We start from the raw sequence: 17,648 nt of genomic DNA, 5'->3' as shown, positions 1-17,648 counted from the left end.
AGTTAAGGTCTCCCGCTATTTCGGCCACCATTGCCTCGTCCACCTTTATCTTGCCCTAATGTGGATGACATATTAAAATTTGATGACGATTTGGTGTCCGCTTGACCAATAATGACTCGATCACCTTGCTCTAACCCATTCAGCACTTGCGCATACACTTTATTATCGATACCAATCTCAACATCTCGCATTTCCAACGCCCCATCAACCAATACGGGGATACGATAACGATTATCGCCCGGCAGCTTGCGAGTGAGAATTTGGGATGGGACTAGTAACACATCTTGAGCTGAATCTAAAACAATAGACACTTGTGCTGTCATGCCTAAGCGGAGCAACCCTTCATTGTTGTCGACATCAAATACGGCGTTATAATAAATAGCATCATCATCACCAATGTTAAGCTTGCTATCATCGCCGGTAAGAAGAGTTGGTCCTGGTTCTATTGTTCTTAACTCACCATAAAAATAGTGTTGTGGAGCGCCTAAAATCGAAAAATATACTTTTTGTCCTGTCGTAACGTGAATAATATCGGCTTCAGATACTTGCGCCTTGATCGTCATAACATCGAGTTGAGCCACTTCAACAATGGAAGGTGTTGACTGGTTTGTATTGACAGTTTGCCCCTCTTCGACAGAGACATAAACAACAGTGCCATGAATGGGTGACTCAATCGTCGTGTAGCCTAAATCCAACTGGGCATCATCAACATTGATCAGCGCTTTCTCTTTTTCAGCAACCAGTTGGTCTAATTCTGCTTTATAAACAAGAAGCTCCGCTTCCGCAGCATCATACAAAGACTGTGAGGTGACATTTTTTTGAAGCATCACCTTCTGCCTTTCAAAAGAGAGTTCTGATTGATGAATCTGCGCTACTTTCGCTTGATATTGAGCGTTAATATTGGCCAATGATGCTTGGGCTTCTTTTAATGCGTTTTCTTGAGAAAGGTTGTCAATTTGAGCAATGAGAACACCCGCTTCAAGTCTGTCGCCAACCGAAACGGCTATCGACTCCAACTTTCCGGACACTTGGGCCCCGACATTCACCATTTTAGATGGGTATAACACACCGTTAGTTAGCACCACATCTTCAATATTCCCGATGCGAACAGGCTCCGTAGAATAAGTCACGGTTGAAGCGTCATTCTTCATATAAAAATAAACGGCGACGGCACCGGTCGCGACAACAAGTAAAGCGATCATAACTAAATGTTTAATGTTTTTCATGCGCAGGTTTTCCCAATTTTTTAACTGTTATTAGGATAACGAAAAAATGTGAGGGAATTTTGAGACATAATATTATAATAAATAATTGATAATAAATGACTTTATCTCGATAAAATTGAATTATGTGGTAAATGTGTGGTGATAAGAAAAGTAACGACCCACAACGCAAGAAATTCTGCACCATTTCTTTTTTCAAACTTGTTGTCGTGAATCTATATCAACATAACCATGCGCTAAGGCTTAGTTGGAGAGTATGTATATGGTTAACACGGCTAAATATTCTATCGCCAGTAGGGTTATTGGTCTCGCTTTTTGCCATTCATTAGGTTTTGTATATCAAAATTACCTGAACATATTTATTCGAACTTCAAGGCGTAACCCACAATGGGGCAGAACCTTTTTAGCTGTTTGTTAGCAACACCCTTTTATATGTCATTATCAGTTAATTGCTGACGACAGTTGCGAACTGTCAAAATACGGATTTCAAGACCTAAACTGTAAATAATACGATAATGACCAAACAATATTTCACGATATTGTGTATGTGGCATTTCAGGAACCATTCGCCCCATTTCGGGCAGAGTTCCTAGTAAATCAGCTTTATCGAAAATCTCGTTAATCCAGTTTCTTGCAGCTTCTGGGTCATCTAAAGCAATGAACTCAGCAGCATCACCAAGCTTTTCAAGAGCTAATGGAGACCAAACTACTTTCATTATTTGATACGTCCCAGCACTTGAGTGCGAGCATCTTCGTTAGATACACCTAAACCAGAAGCGAGCTGCGCTTCTGCTGTTCTCATTTCTTCGAGTAGCTCGATTTTTTCCTGCATTGCCTCATATTCTGCAACATCAAGTACAACTGCAACACCCTTACCGTGCTGAGTAATCACTAGAGGACGGCGGGTCTCATTGATTTGTTTAATAAATGAGGTTACACCTGCACGAAACTCAGAAAGAGGCTGAATATCTTTATCGAAATGAATTCGACTCATATTGAACTCCAAATAGTACAAAATAACGTACAGATAATAGTTCGATTACAACTTTGGTGCAAGAAGTCAATTAGGTCGATCCAATGTAGCCATCATAACTATTGATAGATTTAACTAAAAGATAAAGGGCAGAGGCGTGTTACAAACTTTAAGCTCCCTCGTAATGACAAACTTCAGTAGGTAGTTAGATTTCGGATAATCACTACTAACTAAGTTTGAAAGGTTTACAATGCGTACCTTGATGATAACTGAGCTTCCAACAAGTGCTCGTAAATGTCCAAATTGACCAAATTGACCAGCGTTTAGCATAAAACTAATGGGGACATACACTTTATGAAATGATTATAAAAATCATCTCTATAGGTTAAGATTTTCTTAATTAGCATATTTCTTTACAACAATGATTGGCTCAAACCAAATTCGCTATTTTGGCAGGAACTTCTTCTTTAGCAGAGAATGAGATATACAGCCTTAAAAGTAGATTTGAGCTGGATATAGATTGTCCGTGGGAACAAAGACAATTGAATGCCTCAACACGCTTTGAGTAGATTCATCTTTCCAGTAGACCACAGAAAAGTTTCAACCTTTACTATTTACGCTCTAATCATTATTGTTTCGGTTTCAAATATGAATATTTTCCGCCAGTCGTTAACGAGATGCACGACACGCTAAATAACTACTTTCTCTAGAGAAAAACCGTAAAATCTGCTAGTTTTTCCCTACACTCAAAAAGGATGTCACCGCCCAATGGATTCTATACTTGCGCAACTACAAGCTTATTTTTCTCAACCTAGCCAAGATTGGGGCAATGACGTTCTTCTCATTACAGGCATAAGTTTTGTTGCTTGGCTCGCTTGGCGGGTTATCTATGGTCGACTAGAAGTAATTGCGGACAAAACTAAGTTTCAATGGGACAACGTCATTATCAATGCTTTAAAGACACCGATAAGTACACTACTTTGGTGTTGGCCCGCAACCGTCTCTATCGGTTTGGTCATGCAGAGCTATATAAAACATTCTCTCGATTGGCTAACAACGCTCAAAATGTTGCTCGTTATTGCCATATTCATTTGGATTATCCTCCGGCTTATCAATAACGTAGAAGAATACGTACTTCAACAAAAAAAACGGGATGAATCTACGGTTCAAGCCATCGCTAAAGTGGCAAGGCTACTGTTCATCATCATGGGTGTCCTCTCCATCATGCAGACTTTAGGCTTGAGCCTGTCTGGCCTTCTCACCTTCGGTGGAGTGGGTGGTTTAATTGTAGGTCTGGCGGCAAAAGATCTACTATCCAACTTTTTTGGCGGCATGATGCTTTACTTCGACCGCCCTTTCAAACTAGGCGATTGGATACGTTCACCAGATAGGCAAATAGAAGGCACGGTTGAACGAATTGGCTGGCGAATGACCATCATTCGAACCTTTGATAAAAGACCTCTGTATGTACCTAACTCCGTTTTTACTAATATCGTTGTTGAAAACCCGTCTCGCATGTCGAATCGACGAATTTATGAAACAATTGGTCTGCGATATGAAGATGCCCACAAAGTCGATGGCATCATCAAAGATGTAAAGATAATGCTAGAAAATCATCCAGATTTAGATATCTCTCAAACCTTGATCGTCAACTTTAATGCCTTTGGCCCATCATCATTGGACTTCTTTATCTACTCATTTACAAAAACAGTGAACTGGGTGCACTTTCACGAGGTAAAGCAAGATGTACTATTAAAGGTAATGGGGATTATCCATGACCACGGAGCGGATGTGGCCTTCCCAACTCAGACTTTAAAAGTAGAGCAGTCAACACCACCCAGTGGATTCCCCTTTCCACCAGTAGGAAAATAAAAATTTTGATTCTACACGGACAGTGATCGAATAAACGCGGTCACAGCGTTCGTTTCTACCACGTCGTTCAAAAATACAACAAAGATAGGTATGCCATTAATTAGGCAAGAAATAAATCCACCTTTTAATACTGCTGTTGCCGTTGTTTGAGCTAAACCTCAAACGCTTTTTGCGCATTACTGCAAAATAACAACATTCTTTAAATTGGACATAGATAACGACATGGAACAGATGATCAATTGGGGCATCATTGCCCCGGGACGAATAGCCCATCGGTTTGCACAAGGGTTTACCGCAATAGATGATGGGAATCTTTTTGCGGTAGCGAGCCGTAATGTTGAGCGAGCAACACACTTTGCCAAACAATATGACATTCAACATGTCATGGCCGACTACGAAGAGATGATCCAACATCCGGACATTGACGTAATCTATATCGCCAACCCACATCGATACCATCATGAAACCGTTAAGAAGTGTCTTCTTGCAGGTAAAGCCGTGCTTTGTGAGAAGCCTTTAACGGTGACTGCAAAACAAAGTATTGAGCTATTTGATCTAGCAAAAAAGCAGAACGTCTTTTTGATGGAAGCCGTATGGAGCCGATTTTTACCCTGCTGGACCCAAGTGAAAACGTGGTTAGAAGAAGGGATGATCGGAGAAGTTCAACTCTTGCACTCTACATTTGGTTTTCAACCTCCTAAAGATGAAACCGATAGGCTCTTTGATATCAATCTTGCCGGTGGTGCCCTTCTCGATACTGGAATCTACAATATTGCTCTTTCTGAGTTTATATTGGGCAGGCAACCAAACAGAATCCAATCCGCTGTTTTGGTTGGCGAGACTGGTGTTGATGAACGCTGCACCGTGACGTTAGATTATGGCGACATAACCAGTCAGTTCACTTGTACCTTCTTGAGTAAACTAGACAATCAATTTCACATCATCGGTGATAACGGGACTATCGTAGTCGACGGGAATTTTTGGGATGCCCGCAGTGCAACCTTGACCACCAATGTTGGTGAGGTGCTTAAATGCAACAAACCACAGCGCGCAAGTGGTTTTGAGTATCAGGTAGATGAGGTTCATCGTTGCCTAAGAAATGGGCAGATCGTTTCAGATAATATGCGACCAGAAGTCACCATCGCCAATATGAAAGTGATGGATCAAATATTAGAAGAGGCTGGTGTGGTGTATCCATTCGTAGAACGATAACTAAGAACGTGTATAAAAAAATCCTGCGTTATTAAGCAGGATTTTTTATTTTAAATCGAACTACTTCTTTTTACGGCGCGCTTCTACCGCATCGGCCAATTGTCGAAGAACTTTTTCGGTATCATCCCAACCAATACAGGCATCGGTAATTGACTGACCATAGCAAGCGGCTTTTCCGTCCACAAGATCTTGACGACCTTCCACTAGGTGCGACTCAATCATTACACCGAAGATAGCATCCTCACCGCTCGCCATTTGATCAGCAATATCTGTTGCGACGACCATCTGGCGCTGAAATTGTTTAGAACTGTTCGCGTGGCTAAAATCAATCATCACTTTCTGCGGTAAGCCCGAAGCCGCCAATTGAGATTTCGTGGCCTCCACATGCTCTGCACTGTAGTTGGGCTCTTTACCACCACGAAGAATGATATGACAGTCAGGGTTACCCGCCGTTTCGATAATCGCAGAATGACCGTATTTAGTGACAGAAAGGAAATGGTGCGAAGCCTCCGCACTACGAATTGCGTCTGTGGCTATTTTAATATTGCCGTCGGTACCATTTTTGAAACCCACTGGGCATGAAAGGCCTGAAGATAACTCTCTATGCACCTGAGATTCCGTCGTTCGCGCGCCAATTGCACCCCAACTAATAAGATCGGCAATATATTGCGGCGTGATCATATCTAAGAACTCACCCGCTGTCGGCATTCCCATATCAGTGAGGTCGAGAAGAAGCTTACGACCGATTCTCACACCATCGTTTAACTTGTAGGTATCGTTAAGGTATGGGTCATTGACCAACCCTTTCCAGCCTACCGTTGTACGAGGTTTTTCAAAATAAACTCGCATAACAATTTCAAGGCGATCCCCTAGCTCATCACGTAAAACTTTCAGTTTTTTTCCGTAATCGAGTGCCGCTTCAGTGTCATGAATTGAACACGGACCTATAACAACCAATAAACGATCATCTTTATCATTTAAGATATTAGATATTGCCTTACGCGCTTGGTAAGTCGTTGTAGCCGCGGTTTCGGTCGCTGGGAACTTCTCTAATACCGCGATAGGAGGAAGTAATTCTTTTACTCTATTAATTCTTACGTCGTCAGTTTGATGCATTGCTAATACTATTCCTATTCATATTTGTGAGCCAGTTTGGTATAGATACTACCGACTCATCCATTCTCTATTCTCTATTCTTGTAACTTATCGAGTAAAAAAGATAACTTCAACCATTTTTTCAATCAAAGTTCAATAAAGACATCAAATTTACACTTTACACGACTTGTAACGTTAACTTTACACTTCAATTATTGACATTATTTGCAGGTGTTTTCAGCTTTGTTTACTCATTAGAGGTTAAGAACCTGAGTATTTGGGTTATATTTTAGCGTCAAGCATAGAAATTACACGCACAATTCATTATGGAACCACGCCTTAGGTGTTCGCTATGAAAAAATTCGATATTACGTTTCTCCATACCGGTGAGATTCATGTTAACAATTTTCAATTATTAATAGATGAACTAGCGCCAGAACTAACGACTCATCACATTGTAAATGAATCATTTTTACTTCACGCTCAGAAATACGGCGTTGATTCAACACTGGCTGAGTCAATGAATGCGATACTATTGCCTTTCAGTGAACAATCTCGTTTAATTCTTTGTACCTGTTCTTCTATAGGTTCCGTCGTCGAGAAAATGCCGCTTCATAATGATTGTTTATTTCATCGTATTGACAGAGCAATGGCAAACGATGCGGTTGAGAAATACCAAAACATACTGGTCGTTGCGGCACTAGAAAGTACCATCGAACCAACCAAAACACTTTTGGAAGAATCATGTATTACAAAAAATAAGCAGCCTAATATTGATTTTATCGTGATCAAAGAAGCATGGTCGTATTTTCTTTCCGGTCAACAAGAGAAATACCTGATGGCTATTGTCGACGCTGTACAACAAAAACAGAACGATTATGATGCCGTGGTTCTTGCGCAGGCTTCCATGGCTGAAGCCTCGACTAAAGGGACGTTTTCAATACCGGTATTAAGTAGCCCTAAACGGGGTATCACTCATGCGATAGACGCATTAACCTGACTCCAATTCTATTATTGCCACATCACCAAGGTGGCCGCCAACGCGATCATAATAAGCGCCATAATATCTTTTCTTTTTACGCTTTCTTTAAGCCAAAAAAAGGAAATGAGCATGGTGAAAAACACCTCTACCTGTCCTAATGTTTTTACATAAGGCACAGTTTGAAGAGACATCGCACTAAACCAACCTAAAGAACCAACAAAACTGGCAACACTGGTCATCACCACTAGCTTTGGCTTTCGAAACATAGCCGTTAATGTCGCCCTGTCTTTCAGCAACATATAACTGGTCAAGATGAGTGTTTGCAAAAATATCACTGAAAATAGCACCCATGCGGCGCGATGTGGAAAGGGTACGGATAAACTTAAGCTCGCCTCACGGGCCCAAAGAGACGTTAAAGCAAAGGCACTACTACACGCAAGACCCAATAGCACCGTACTTTTCGATAGGCTTCGGAAGCCCTGTGGGCAACTGAGTATTAATACTGCAATCCCTCCTATTAACACTCCAATCCAACCCAAAACCGGCAATGAGGTACCAAAAAATAGAACCCCTATTAACGCGGCAACGGACGCTTCACTTTTTGCTAACCCAGCCCCAATTGCAAAGTTTTTCTGTTTAAACAACACGACCATCAATGCTGTTGCAACAATCTGCATGATAGCGGCACCAAATATATAAAACAGCGTATCGCTGGTCACGAGAGGTAATTCGGTGGGCTGCCAAACATAAAGAAAAACGAGATAAAGCAATGCTAAAGGGCTCGCCCATAGAAAACGAGCTAAGGTCACTCCGACAACGTTAAGCTCAGCGCTAAGTTTACTCTGAAAAGCGTTGCGCCAAGACTGACTAAAAGCAGCGAGTAAAGTAAATAATATCCAGCTCAAAGTGGTTATTCATCCATGAAATTAGACATTTATCTTAAGAGCAGTTGATCTTAGGTGAAGTTGTAAATATGAGTGACAACTTCATATTATTTACTTCGCCACAAGCCAGAAAGACCGAGTTAAGTAAATTTGTGATCGACATGCATATGACTCCGCAGACCGCTCAATACGTTCTTTTACGCTTAATTATGGGCAAAACGGAAATCTATATTGCGTTAATATCGTCTCGACGACAAGCCCGAACATCGCAAAACGCTCTATCGACTATGGATGAGATACCCATTGATGCCTGTTGCGTAGCTTCTATATTCTTGTCTCTTTAACTATCTAGATGCGTATGATTCCAGCCACGTTCACTAGATTAAAAAAATCGGCCTCTAACACAGTTAGAAGCCGAACATTTTTTATTTCGTAAAAATCCAATCTCGCTTAGTTTTGCTCTGCCGTCACCCTCTTTATCAAATAAAGAACGTATACCGCCACTTTAGATAGCCCAACCACCAGCATAGAATGCAACGAGTACAACCGCAATCAACACGGTACCCACATTAAGACGATTGAATTCACCAGCAATAACACGACCAATAACCAACGAGCTGAAGCCCAACATAATACCGGTCACAATGTTTCCTGTAAGTACAATAAACACGGCGCACATAAGACCCGACAGGGCGTCTACAGAATCGCTCATATCAAGCTTACTGACATTACTTAGCATTAATAGACCAACATACATCAATGCGGGTGCCGTTGCATAAGAAGGCACAAGATAGCTTAGAGGTGCTAAGAACAACATCAGCAAGAACAAGCCACCAACGATGGTCGCGGTTAACCCTGTTTTACCACCTGCAGCAGTACCAGCGGCAGATTCGATATACACAGCAGCGGGTGCACCACCTACAAAGCCTGCAAACATGCTACTGATTGAATCCGATGTAAGCGCCTTACCACCATTAATAATTTGGCCATCTTTATCAAGCAGATTAGCTTGGCCGGCTACCGCACGAATTGTGCCTGTCGCATCAAAAATTGCCGTCATAACCAACGCCAGAACACTCGGGATAACAATCGGGTTAAGCGCGCCCATAATATCCATGGTACCTAGCAATGATTCACCTTCAGCCCCGAAAGAAGGCATAGCAAATAAGCCTTGATACGTTACGTTAGGGTCGAAAACCAAACCAAAGATAGAGATCGCAATAATGACGAGTAAAATGCCTCCAGGAACGCGACGACGCTCTAAACCGAAGATTGCAGCCAGACCAATGACGGACATGAGTACAGGCAAAGAAGTGAACTCACCAAGCCTTACAGGCAAACCTTCGTATGTGTTCTTCTCAACTAACCCGACGCCATTTGCAGCAATAAGTAGCAAAAACAGGCCGATACCAATGCCTGTACCATGCGCAATTCCGGTAGGTAAATTGGTAAGGATCCATTGACGAATACCTGTCACCGTAATGGCAGTGAATAGAACACCCATCAGGAAGACGGCACCGAGTGCAACAGGGATACTTATTCCCTGCCCTAACACTAGGCTAAACGCAGTAAATGCGGTTAAAGAGATGGCACAACCGATCGCCATTGGCAACTTCGCCCACAACCCCATTAACAGAGAACCAAACGCCGCCACCAAACAGGTCGCGATAAACACGGCACCTTGGTTAAACCCGGCAGCACCTAACATGCTCGGCACGACAATAACTGAATAAACCATCGCAAGGAAGGTGGTTAACCCTGCAAGCATCTCCTGTTTAACGGTACTACCGCGAGCCGAAATTTGAAAATAACCATCTAATCCGCTTTGTTGCGCGGGCTCTTTTGGTATATTGACTGGATCACTTTGTATTGTACTATTTTCAGACATGGTGATATTTCCTTGTTAGTCATTGAGTTCAAAGAGTTCGTATTAATTAACTCGTCAAAATAAGACATACCCTTTACAACTCAGAAAGTGTGTAAATGTTCCATTCCACGTATTTTAAATTACCTATTAAATTCTTTTATTCTTTGTCAAAAGACGACGGATTAGCCACGTTCATAAACGAGACGACCATCGACATAGGTTCGGTAGATACTGCGATCATCCCCTAATGTCATCAGCAAAAATAACTTGTCAGCAAGATCTTTTGAACTGTCATAACGCAATTGCTGTAGAGGCGTTGCACAAGGGTCAATGACGACGAAATCGGCTTCTTTACCGATCTCAAAGTTGCCAATCAAATGGTCCAGCGACAGTGAGTTTGCTGCGCCTAAGGTTGCGAGATAGAATGCTTCAAAAGCAGATAATCTATGCTGCTGCAATTGCATTACCTTGTAGGCTTCATTGAGCGTTTGAAGCAGGTTAAACGTCGTGCCAGCCCCAATATCGGTCCCTATTCCGACCTTTATATTTCGATTCCATGCCTCCTGCAGTTTGAACAAACCACTACCGAGATAAAGATTCGAGGTAGGACAGAACGCAATGGCAGAATCTGTCTCTTGTAAGCAATCCCACTCTTTCTCTTCAAGATGAATACAATGAGCAAACACGCTCTTGGGTCCGGTAAGGCCATGGTGATGGTATACATCAAGGTAGCCGTCTTGTTCCGGATACAGTTCCTTCACCCACGCAATCTCATCTTTGTTTTCACATAAATGTGTATGTACATATGTATCTGGATACTCGGCTTTTAGTTTACCGGCCATTGCCAACTGTTCTGGAGATGACGTTGGGGCAAAGCGTGGGGTAATGGCATATTGTAAACGACCTCTTTTATGCCATTTTTCTATCAGTTCTTTGGATTGGTTGTAGCCAATTTCTGGCGTATCAAGCAGATAATCGGGAGCATTGCGGTCCATCATGACTTTACCGGCAATCATCCTCATATTGATTTTTTCAGCTTCTTCAAATAGAGCGTCCACTGACTCAGGGTGAACCGTACCGAAGACCAAAGCGGTTGTTGTACCATTGCGCAACAATTGCTTAATGAAAAATGTCGACATCTCCCGAGAGTATTCTTTATCTTTATAGCGAGCTTCTGTTGGAAAAGTGTAGTTATTTAGCCACTCAAGCAATTGCTCCCCATAGGCGCCAACCATTTCTGCCTGAGGGTAGTGAATATGGGTATCGATAAAACCCGGCATAACCAGTTTTCCCGGATAACTTCTAATACGGACCGATGCTGGAACTTTGTCTTTTCCTTCTTCCCAAGGACCCAACCATTCAATACGCCCGTTATCAACAAGCATTAATCCATCTTCTATAAAGCGAACATTTTCTTCGATATCTCCTGGTTTATCTACTACACGCGCAATATCCATGAACGAGGCACGGATTGCCTTAATAGATTGAGAGTATTCCATAGTTACCCCTATACATTTTTTATACGCACATCTATTTGTTTCTCATCATAGGACGATCACAAATAGCGTACAGATCAATTTTAAAGTTCTAATGTAGAATTCTAAGTATTCATTGATGGCAAAAAACCAATCGGCTCCTTGCCAGTTTATTCAGTGCCGATTTACGCTTTCTGACGAGCCAAGTTTTCTTCTTCTTCCAAAGCACGATTACACACTTCACACTCTTTAATTTGCTCTTCCAAGGCTTCACGTTTTTCGGTTGCACTTTCCGCTTCATCCGCGCGATTAACGCCTAGAGCAACATTCAATGCAAGTGCAACCAATGAACCAGTGGTGATACCTGAGCCGAAAATGACTTTCAAGGATTCAGGTAAGTGAGTAAGTATTTCTGGACGAACAGTCACAGCCATACCAGACGCAACACCTACTGCAATGATCAACATATTGCGCTTGGTAAAACTAATTCGTGAGAGGATGCCAATACCCGCTGAAATAATCATGGCAAACATGACTAAGCCAGCACCACCAAGAACAGGTGAAGGGATCGTTACCACTATACCGCCCAGCTTTGGAAATAAACCAGCCAACAGCATGATGAAACCAGTAAGGGCAACCACATGGCGGCTCGCGACGCCAGTAATAGAAACAATACCGACGTTTTGGCTAAATGATGAAAAAGGGGTTGCACCAAACATAGACGCTAATGCACTACCGGCTCCATCACACAAGATACCTTTCGACAGTTTCTTGCCCGTTAATTTGGTATGAGTTGCATCACTCAATGCTAAAAAATCACCCGTTGATTCCATGATCGTGACCAGGTAGGCAATCGACATACCGATGATACCGCTCACGGTGAAACTAAGGCCAAACGGCAATATTTCAGGCAAAGCAAAGAACTTAGCATCACGTACAGGAGAGAAATCAACAATGCCCATAAATATAGCGGTCAGATAACCTACAGCCATCCCTATTACAATCGCTGCCGCTGATATAATACCGGTACCAACTTGTGATAGGACAATAACAACAACCAGTACCAAAAGACCTAACAACAGATTACTAAGTTGACCGTACTCTTCTTGACCCACAAATCCACCAGCAAACCAATCCACGGAAACGGGTAGAATAGTTAAACCAATAAGTACCACAACCGTACCGGACACAACCGGCGGGAATAATTTGCGGATCTGAGGCATAAATCGGCTACCGATAATCATCACCAGTGATCCCACCAGCGATGCACCGAATATGCCTGAAATACCGGCATCTAAACCGATAGAGATAGAGATGGCAACAAAGGTAAAACTTGTCCCCATAACAACAGGTAGACGAATCCCTACTGGTCCCACACCTTTACACTGAACAATCGTCACTACCCCAGAGACCATAAGGGCAGCGTTGACTAAAATAACCATTTGATCGGTAGGCAATCCAATTGCACTTCCCACGACTAAAGGCACAGCAATGATTGCCCCCATAGCCGCGAGCATATGTTGAAAAGCTAATAATATTGCGGCTCCAACAGGAGGCTTATCTTCGACGTTATAAAAGAGTTTCATTTCAATACTATCCATTTTATAGACTTTTCACAGACTACTGTGCGCTTTAAGGCTTCTTATGTGCCTGTTCAGTCAAACAGTATCAACGAAAAGATTGGACGAGTATGGAATCGATAACCTAGCCAGAAAATCCCCAAGGGGCTCCCACCTAGTAAATAACTAGGTGCTGCCTTACCCCATTTCACTACAACTAAATCTAATTTAGTTCGTATCAGCCAAGCTATGACAACTCACTCGCAAATTAAAAAAGCGGATATTTCCCATCCCCTGAAAATTAACCGCTTTTAGTTCAATTTACAGTTTGTTGAGTCCTCTAAGTACCTTCTCTGGTGTAAAGTTCCATTCTCGAATCCACACACCACAGGCATCATGAATAGCGGTAGCGATGGCCGGTGAAGCACCATTTACACCAATCTCTGAAATAGACTTAGCGCCAAATGGTCCAACAGGATCATCACTTGGTACTAACGCCGCCCGAAAATCTAATGGTATATCACCAATTTTCGGTGCACCGTAACTCTTCAGATCGGTATTGATTGGCACACCGCTCTCGTTATACATCAACTCCTCAGTCATGCTGTGACCAATGGCACGCATACTGGCTCCATAGATTTGACCCAGCGCCAAGTCTGGATTGATTGGCGTACCACAATCGAGAAGGGCATGAAATTTATTCAGTTTTATCTGACCGGAGCGAGTATTGACCGCAACCTCAACGAAATTGGCCCCATATGGAAAAGCAAAGTCAGAGGTAATGAAGCTGCCACTCGTGAGTAACTGCCCCCAACCTTTACCACCTTCAGCTTGATGCGCAATTTCACCGTAGGTGACTTGTTTGCCATCTTTGGCTTCCACCGTTGCAGGGAAAACAAGTTTAACACTTTCAACCTGCTCACCAAGCATCTCTGCTCCGCAAATGAGTATGCGTTCACGCATTGCTTGCGCTGCTTTCATTGCCGCATTTCCGGAGAAACATGTTCCTGACGATGCGTATGCCCCTTTATCAAACGGGCAGTGGTCGGTATCACCAGAGATGACCGTCACTTCTTCCAGCGGCATCTTCAGTGTTTCTGCAACGATCTTGCTCACGACCAAGTCCAAGCCAGTACCAATGTCTGCACCTCCAGAATGGACAATCATTGTGCCATCTGAGGCCAATTTAGCTTTACAGTTCGCCTGATCGATATCTGGAATGCCCGATTTTTGCTGCATAATTGCAACGCCTCGCCCGATTTTCCAGTCAGGTCCGAGATCTTCTTTCGGTGTGTCCCAGCCGAACTCTTCACGTCCACGACGCAACACTTCAGTAAGCGCGCACGAAAGAACTCTAGGCGGTTCTGTCGGTAAATCGCCTTCACCAACTGCCGCTTTAATTTTTAGTGGGTCACCTTCATGAACTCGGTTCTTCTCAATAATATCCAGAAGATCCATATCCAGTTCATCAGCAAGTTCCGCTAGCATCATTGTTAGGGCAAAGACACCTTTAGGTGCGCCATAACCTTGATAAGCACCTGTAGGACAAATATTTGAGTAGTACGTTGTCACTTTAAAACGCACATTATCGATTGGATAAAGCGGCAGTGATAACGCAGGACCGTTGGAAGGTACTGTAAGAGCATGGTTACCATAAGGACCTGTATTGGCTTGGAAATCCATGTCAATTGCCGTCAGAGTACCATCTTTTTTCATGCCTACTTTTAGATTGACCTTAGCAACGTGACGCGTAGAACAAGCGATAAATTCTTCTTCACGAGTGTAATGAAGATAAACTGGTCGTCCGGTCATAAAGGTCGCGAAAGCCGTAAGATCCTCAACCAAGATATCTTGCTTGGACCCAAACCCACCACCAACACGCTCTTTAATTATGTGTACAAGGTTTTGCTTAACGCCGAGGATCCTAGCGATCTGACGACGTACATGGAATGGCACCTGAGTGGAAGCATGCATAACCAATCGATTTCCATCCATATAGGCGTAGCAAATATGGGTTTCCGTTGGCGCTTGCTGTGCCTGTTTGGATTCGTACGTTCTCTCCAAGATTATATCTGCGTCCGCAAAGCCTTGATCGATGTCGCCAATCTGACCATGTACCGAAGCGGCGATATTTTCGCGCGGCTTACAGCCTATTGGAAAGTTAACAATCAACTTACCTTCACGTGGGTCGGCATCTCTGTTTTGTTCTTCGAGATCAGAAGGTGCACCCGCAAGATATTCAATAGGTTCATTGTGGATGATTGGCGCATCTGCTGCGGCGGCTTCATCGATACTCATCACCGGTTTCAGTACTTCATACTCAACGTCAATAAGTTTCAAAGCCGCTTCAGCTATATCGACGCTTTCCGCGACAACGGCCGCAACACGGTCACCGACATGGCGCAGTTTCTGACAGAACATGCGTCGATCTAAAGGCGATGGTTCGGGCCCCGTTTGACCGCCGGGCGTGTAAGGAATATCTGGGCAGTTTTCGTGCGTCATGACAAACACAACACCGGTTAGCGCTTCAGCTTTACTGACATCCAGACGTTTTATCCACGCATGTGGATGAGGACTGCGTAATACTTTAATAACACACGCATCTTTAGCAATTCTATCTTCAACATAACAGGGTTTGGCCTGAACCATTTTCACTGAGTCGTCTTTCGGACTCACCTTGCCGACAATATCCAAGTCATCACAAAAATCCGGTGCCACTTCTTCATTGTAATCCGGCGTATGTTTACGGTTTGCAGCCAAACTGACCACTTGGTAGAACTGTTGATAGCCAGCATCACGGCTAAATAGACCAGAGAGCGCATCATCTATCTCTTCGCGAGTAGGGTTGGCAATTCGCTCTAGTAAATCCGTAATAATCAGTGCCGCCGCTGGATCGTTATATCCTGACTGAACAACACCGACATCAATCATCGCTTGCTGAACTACGTTTAGGTTATTGTGTGTGCTTAATGATTCCGCTGTAAATACGTCACAACCTTCGAGTTGCGCTGCAATTAACAATGAAGCATTCACTAACTTTCCGTTTAGTAAGATGACATCTGAACCTGCATAACCATAACCATCATCACTGTTACGTACGGAGTGTAGCCCCATGCCATGCAGTAGTTTTTGTACATTTTCACCAAGAGCACATTGGAGTTCTTGAGGGCGACTATTTAGCGTAAATTGAATGGTCATAGTTAAGCCTCCTCAGCCAATTGCTGACACTCTGTCAGTAGATCTGCCACAACGACACCCGCGATGTAGCGCTTATATTCCGCACTACCGATGATATCCGCAACGGGATGAACCGCATCCGCTACCGCTTGTTCTAACAACTCACCTTTGAGGTTTTGACTTTCAACATCTCGCAAACGGATAGGTTTTGCGGCACCATTATGCAATGGGGAAACGCCATCAAGTGCAATAACCTTATTCCCTTGGTTGTCTACTGACACCGCAGCGGTGACAACCGCTAATCCCGCAGCAGAGCGCGATATGTTGTAACCAATGCAGTTGAGGTTCACATCAGGAATGATGACTTTAACAATCAAATCTCGTGTCTCTATTGAGATATACTCTTCGACATCGCATTCTCTATCATCTGCCAATACTACGCGGGCTTTCAATGCAATGAGGCTGGGTATTAAACGGGCTTCTGTCTGTAAAGCTGCAATTTCACCACCAAGTGTGGCTTGGTTGCGTACATGCCGAGAGTAAATGAAGCTTGCTGATTGTTTCAATGCCACCGGTACTAACTCGTTATCTATCAAATGCTGAATCTTGCACATCGCACCGATGTGGATGGCATCATCTAATTGTTCAATTTTATCGAACGCCAACTTATCAAGCGATATAGCAACCGTTTTATCGGTTTTACTTGGTGTGGCGTTAAGCTTGGAACCACCGGCGAACCATGTTGCTGTGCCAATATATTGCTGCATGAGTTCTAAAGCCTGGGTGGTAGAGTCTGGTCTGAAGTAGTGCTCAATCATTATTCTTACCCTTTAGATTTCTACTTATCTTTGAGTTCATGGCCTATTTTATTAAGTGAGGCCTTGGACGATACTTTAACTATTCTTAGTCAAGAAAATAGCAACTATTGCGCCAACCTAGACCAAGGACTTAATAAGTGAAGCGTTTCGTGAACCTCGTCTGAAATCGAGGCAGAAATGAGAGCTAAATCATCGATAGAATCTGAGCACATCGACAAATTCAAGATAGTTAAAAAACATTAAATAGGAATGCTTATCAATACGTTAGATATACCTATCAAAATAATATTTTTCCACTATCAATTTGATATCTATCAAACGTGATAGTTGATAATACCAATACCACAAGGTCACGTTTCAAGTGAAAAACGTTTAGTAATTCCAACGTGAAAACGTCATTGTTCAGCAATATGGATGCAAAGGAACAGGCATCAAAAAGGGGGGGGGGGCGTATCGCCCCCCCCCCCCCCCCCCCCTTTTCTTCCCCAATAAAATACGATGACAAACTGAA

14 protein-coding genes are annotated in these 17,648 nt (G+C 43.0%); 4 read left to right on the top strand and 10 right to left on the bottom strand.

Annotated elements, in window-relative coordinates; all coding sequences use genetic code 11:
• Window positions 1-2 precede the first annotated feature (2 nt).
• The 3 genes from AACW90_RS02235 to AACW90_RS02225 form a co-directional block, all read right to left on the bottom strand.
• Window positions 3-1,226 carry an efflux RND transporter periplasmic adaptor subunit gene (locus tag AACW90_RS02235; RefSeq protein ID WP_390230155.1) on the bottom strand — a complete coding sequence of 408 codons (1,224 nt, stop codon included), beginning with the start codon at window positions 1,224-1,226 and terminating at the stop codon, window positions 3-5.
• Window positions 1,227-1,651: 425 nt separating this feature from the next.
• Window positions 1,652-1,939, bottom strand: a complete 288-nt coding sequence (locus tag AACW90_RS02230) for a type II toxin-antitoxin system RelE/ParE family toxin (RefSeq protein WP_390230152.1) — start codon at window positions 1,937-1,939, stop codon at window positions 1,652-1,654.
• Window positions 1,939-2,217, bottom strand: a complete 279-nt coding sequence (locus AACW90_RS02225) for a type II toxin-antitoxin system Phd/YefM family antitoxin (RefSeq protein ID WP_390230150.1) — start codon at window positions 2,215-2,217, stop codon at window positions 1,939-1,941. The genes AACW90_RS02230 and AACW90_RS02225 overlap by 1 nt, the downstream gene beginning before the upstream one ends.
• 747 nt (window positions 2,218-2,964) lie before the next feature.
• Between AACW90_RS02225 and AACW90_RS02220 the strand changes: the two genes are divergently transcribed.
• Window positions 2,965-4,068 (top strand): mechanosensitive ion channel family protein, encoded by a 1,104-nt coding sequence (locus AACW90_RS02220; protein WP_390230147.1) that lies wholly within the window; start codon window positions 2,965-2,967, stop codon window positions 4,066-4,068.
• Window positions 4,069-4,290: 222 nt separating this feature from the next.
• Window positions 4,291-5,280, top strand: a complete 990-nt coding sequence (locus AACW90_RS02215; protein WP_390230144.1) for a Gfo/Idh/MocA family protein — start codon at window positions 4,291-4,293, stop codon at window positions 5,278-5,280.
• 60 nt (window positions 5,281-5,340) lie between these two features.
• On the opposite strand, the gene aroG is transcribed toward AACW90_RS02215, so the two are convergent.
• The gene (gene aroG / locus AACW90_RS02210; protein WP_390230141.1) at window positions 5,341-6,396 is read right to left on the bottom strand and encodes a 3-deoxy-7-phosphoheptulonate synthase AroG; all 1,056 of its coding nucleotides are present in this window, start codon (window positions 6,394-6,396) and stop codon (window positions 5,341-5,343) included.
• 331 nt (window positions 6,397-6,727) lie between these two features.
• Between aroG and AACW90_RS02205 the strand changes: the two genes are divergently transcribed.
• Complete coding sequence (locus AACW90_RS02205) at window positions 6,728-7,375, top strand: hypothetical protein (protein WP_390230138.1); 648 nt, start codon at window positions 6,728-6,730, stop codon at window positions 7,373-7,375.
• A gap of 11 nt (window positions 7,376-7,386) precedes the next feature.
• Here AACW90_RS02205 and AACW90_RS02200 read toward each other — a convergent pair whose 3' ends face one another.
• Entirely contained in the window at window positions 7,387-8,262 is an 876-nt protein-coding gene (locus AACW90_RS02200; protein ID WP_390230136.1) for a DMT family transporter, read from the bottom strand.
• 68 nt (window positions 8,263-8,330) lie between these two features.
• On the opposite strand from AACW90_RS02200, the gene AACW90_RS02195 reads away from it, so the two are divergent.
• Complete coding sequence (locus AACW90_RS02195; protein ID WP_390230133.1) at window positions 8,331-8,585, top strand: hypothetical protein; 255 nt, start codon at window positions 8,331-8,333, stop codon at window positions 8,583-8,585.
• A 161-nt stretch (window positions 8,586-8,746) separates the two neighbouring features.
• Here AACW90_RS02195 and AACW90_RS02190 read toward each other — a convergent pair whose 3' ends face one another.
• The 5 genes from AACW90_RS02190 to ygfM form a co-directional block, all read right to left on the bottom strand.
• Window positions 8,747-10,129: an NCS2 family permease gene (locus AACW90_RS02190; protein ID WP_390230131.1), complete on the bottom strand. Its 1,383-nt coding sequence runs from the start codon at window positions 10,127-10,129 to the stop codon at window positions 8,747-8,749.
• 161 nt (window positions 10,130-10,290) lie between these two features.
• A complete protein-coding gene (guaD, locus tag AACW90_RS02185) occupies window positions 10,291-11,607 on the bottom strand; it encodes a guanine deaminase (RefSeq protein WP_390230128.1) in 1,317 nt (438 codons plus the stop codon).
• Window positions 11,608-11,768: 161 nt separating this feature from the next.
• On the bottom strand, window positions 11,769-13,169 hold the full coding sequence (locus tag AACW90_RS02180) for a nucleobase:cation symporter-2 family protein (RefSeq protein ID WP_390230125.1): 1,401 nt from the start codon (window positions 13,167-13,169) through the stop codon (window positions 11,769-11,771).
• A 294-nt stretch (window positions 13,170-13,463) separates the two neighbouring features.
• On the bottom strand, window positions 13,464-16,340 hold the full coding sequence (locus AACW90_RS02175) for a molybdopterin-dependent oxidoreductase Mo/Fe-S-binding subunit (RefSeq protein ID WP_390230122.1): 2,877 nt from the start codon (window positions 16,338-16,340) through the stop codon (window positions 13,464-13,466).
• A 2-nt stretch (window positions 16,341-16,342) separates the two neighbouring features.
• Entirely contained in the window at window positions 16,343-17,137 is a 795-nt protein-coding gene (gene ygfM / locus AACW90_RS02170; protein ID WP_390230120.1) for a molybdopterin-dependent oxidoreductase FAD-binding subunit, read from the bottom strand.
• Window positions 17,138-17,648: the final 511 nt, after the last annotated feature.

Origin of the sequence: Vibrio frigidus, from assembly GCF_042465995.1 — a bacterium.
In the GTDB taxonomy this organism is placed as follows: Bacteria; Pseudomonadota; Gammaproteobacteria; order Enterobacterales; family Vibrionaceae; genus Vibrio.
The sequence above is the reverse complement of the archived record's forward strand: the minus strand, read 5'-3'. Positions and strand labels throughout refer to the sequence as shown.

Bases quoted from the DNA above. Each gene is read 5' to 3' on its own strand.
- ygfM (WP_390230120.1), bottom strand. From the start codon at position 17,137: ATGATTGAGCACTACTTCAGACCAGACTCTACCACCCAGGCTTTAGAA.
- AACW90_RS02195 (WP_390230133.1), top strand. From the start codon at position 8,331: ATGAGTGACAACTTCATATTATTTACTTCGCCACAAGCCAGAAAGACC.
- guaD (WP_390230128.1), bottom strand. From the start codon at position 11,607: ATGGAATACTCTCAATCTATTAAGGCAATCCGTGCCTCGTTCATGGAT.
- aroG (WP_390230141.1), bottom strand. From the start codon at position 6,396: ATGCATCAAACTGACGACGTAAGAATTAATAGAGTAAAAGAATTACTT.
- AACW90_RS02225 (WP_390230150.1), bottom strand. From the start codon at position 2,217: ATGAGTCGAATTCATTTCGATAAAGATATTCAGCCTCTTTCTGAGTTT.
- AACW90_RS02180 (WP_390230125.1), bottom strand. From the start codon at position 13,169: ATGAAACTCTTTTATAACGTCGAAGATAAGCCTCCTGTTGGAGCCGCA.
- AACW90_RS02205 (WP_390230138.1), top strand. From the start codon at position 6,728: ATGAAAAAATTCGATATTACGTTTCTCCATACCGGTGAGATTCATGTT.
- AACW90_RS02230 (WP_390230152.1), bottom strand. From the start codon at position 1,939: ATGAAAGTAGTTTGGTCTCCATTAGCTCTTGAAAAGCTTGGTGATGCT.
- AACW90_RS02175 (WP_390230122.1), bottom strand. From the start codon at position 16,340: ATGACCATTCAATTTACGCTAAATAGTCGCCCTCAAGAACTCCAATGT.
- AACW90_RS02220 (WP_390230147.1), top strand. From the start codon at position 2,965: ATGGATTCTATACTTGCGCAACTACAAGCTTATTTTTCTCAACCTAGC.
- AACW90_RS02235 (WP_390230155.1), bottom strand. From the start codon at position 1,226: ATGAAAAACATTAAACATTTAGTTATGATCGCTTTACTTGTTGTCGCG.
- AACW90_RS02190 (WP_390230131.1), bottom strand. From the start codon at position 10,129: ATGTCTGAAAATAGTACAATACAAAGTGATCCAGTCAATATACCAAAA.
- AACW90_RS02215 (WP_390230144.1), top strand. From the start codon at position 4,291: ATGGAACAGATGATCAATTGGGGCATCATTGCCCCGGGACGAATAGCC.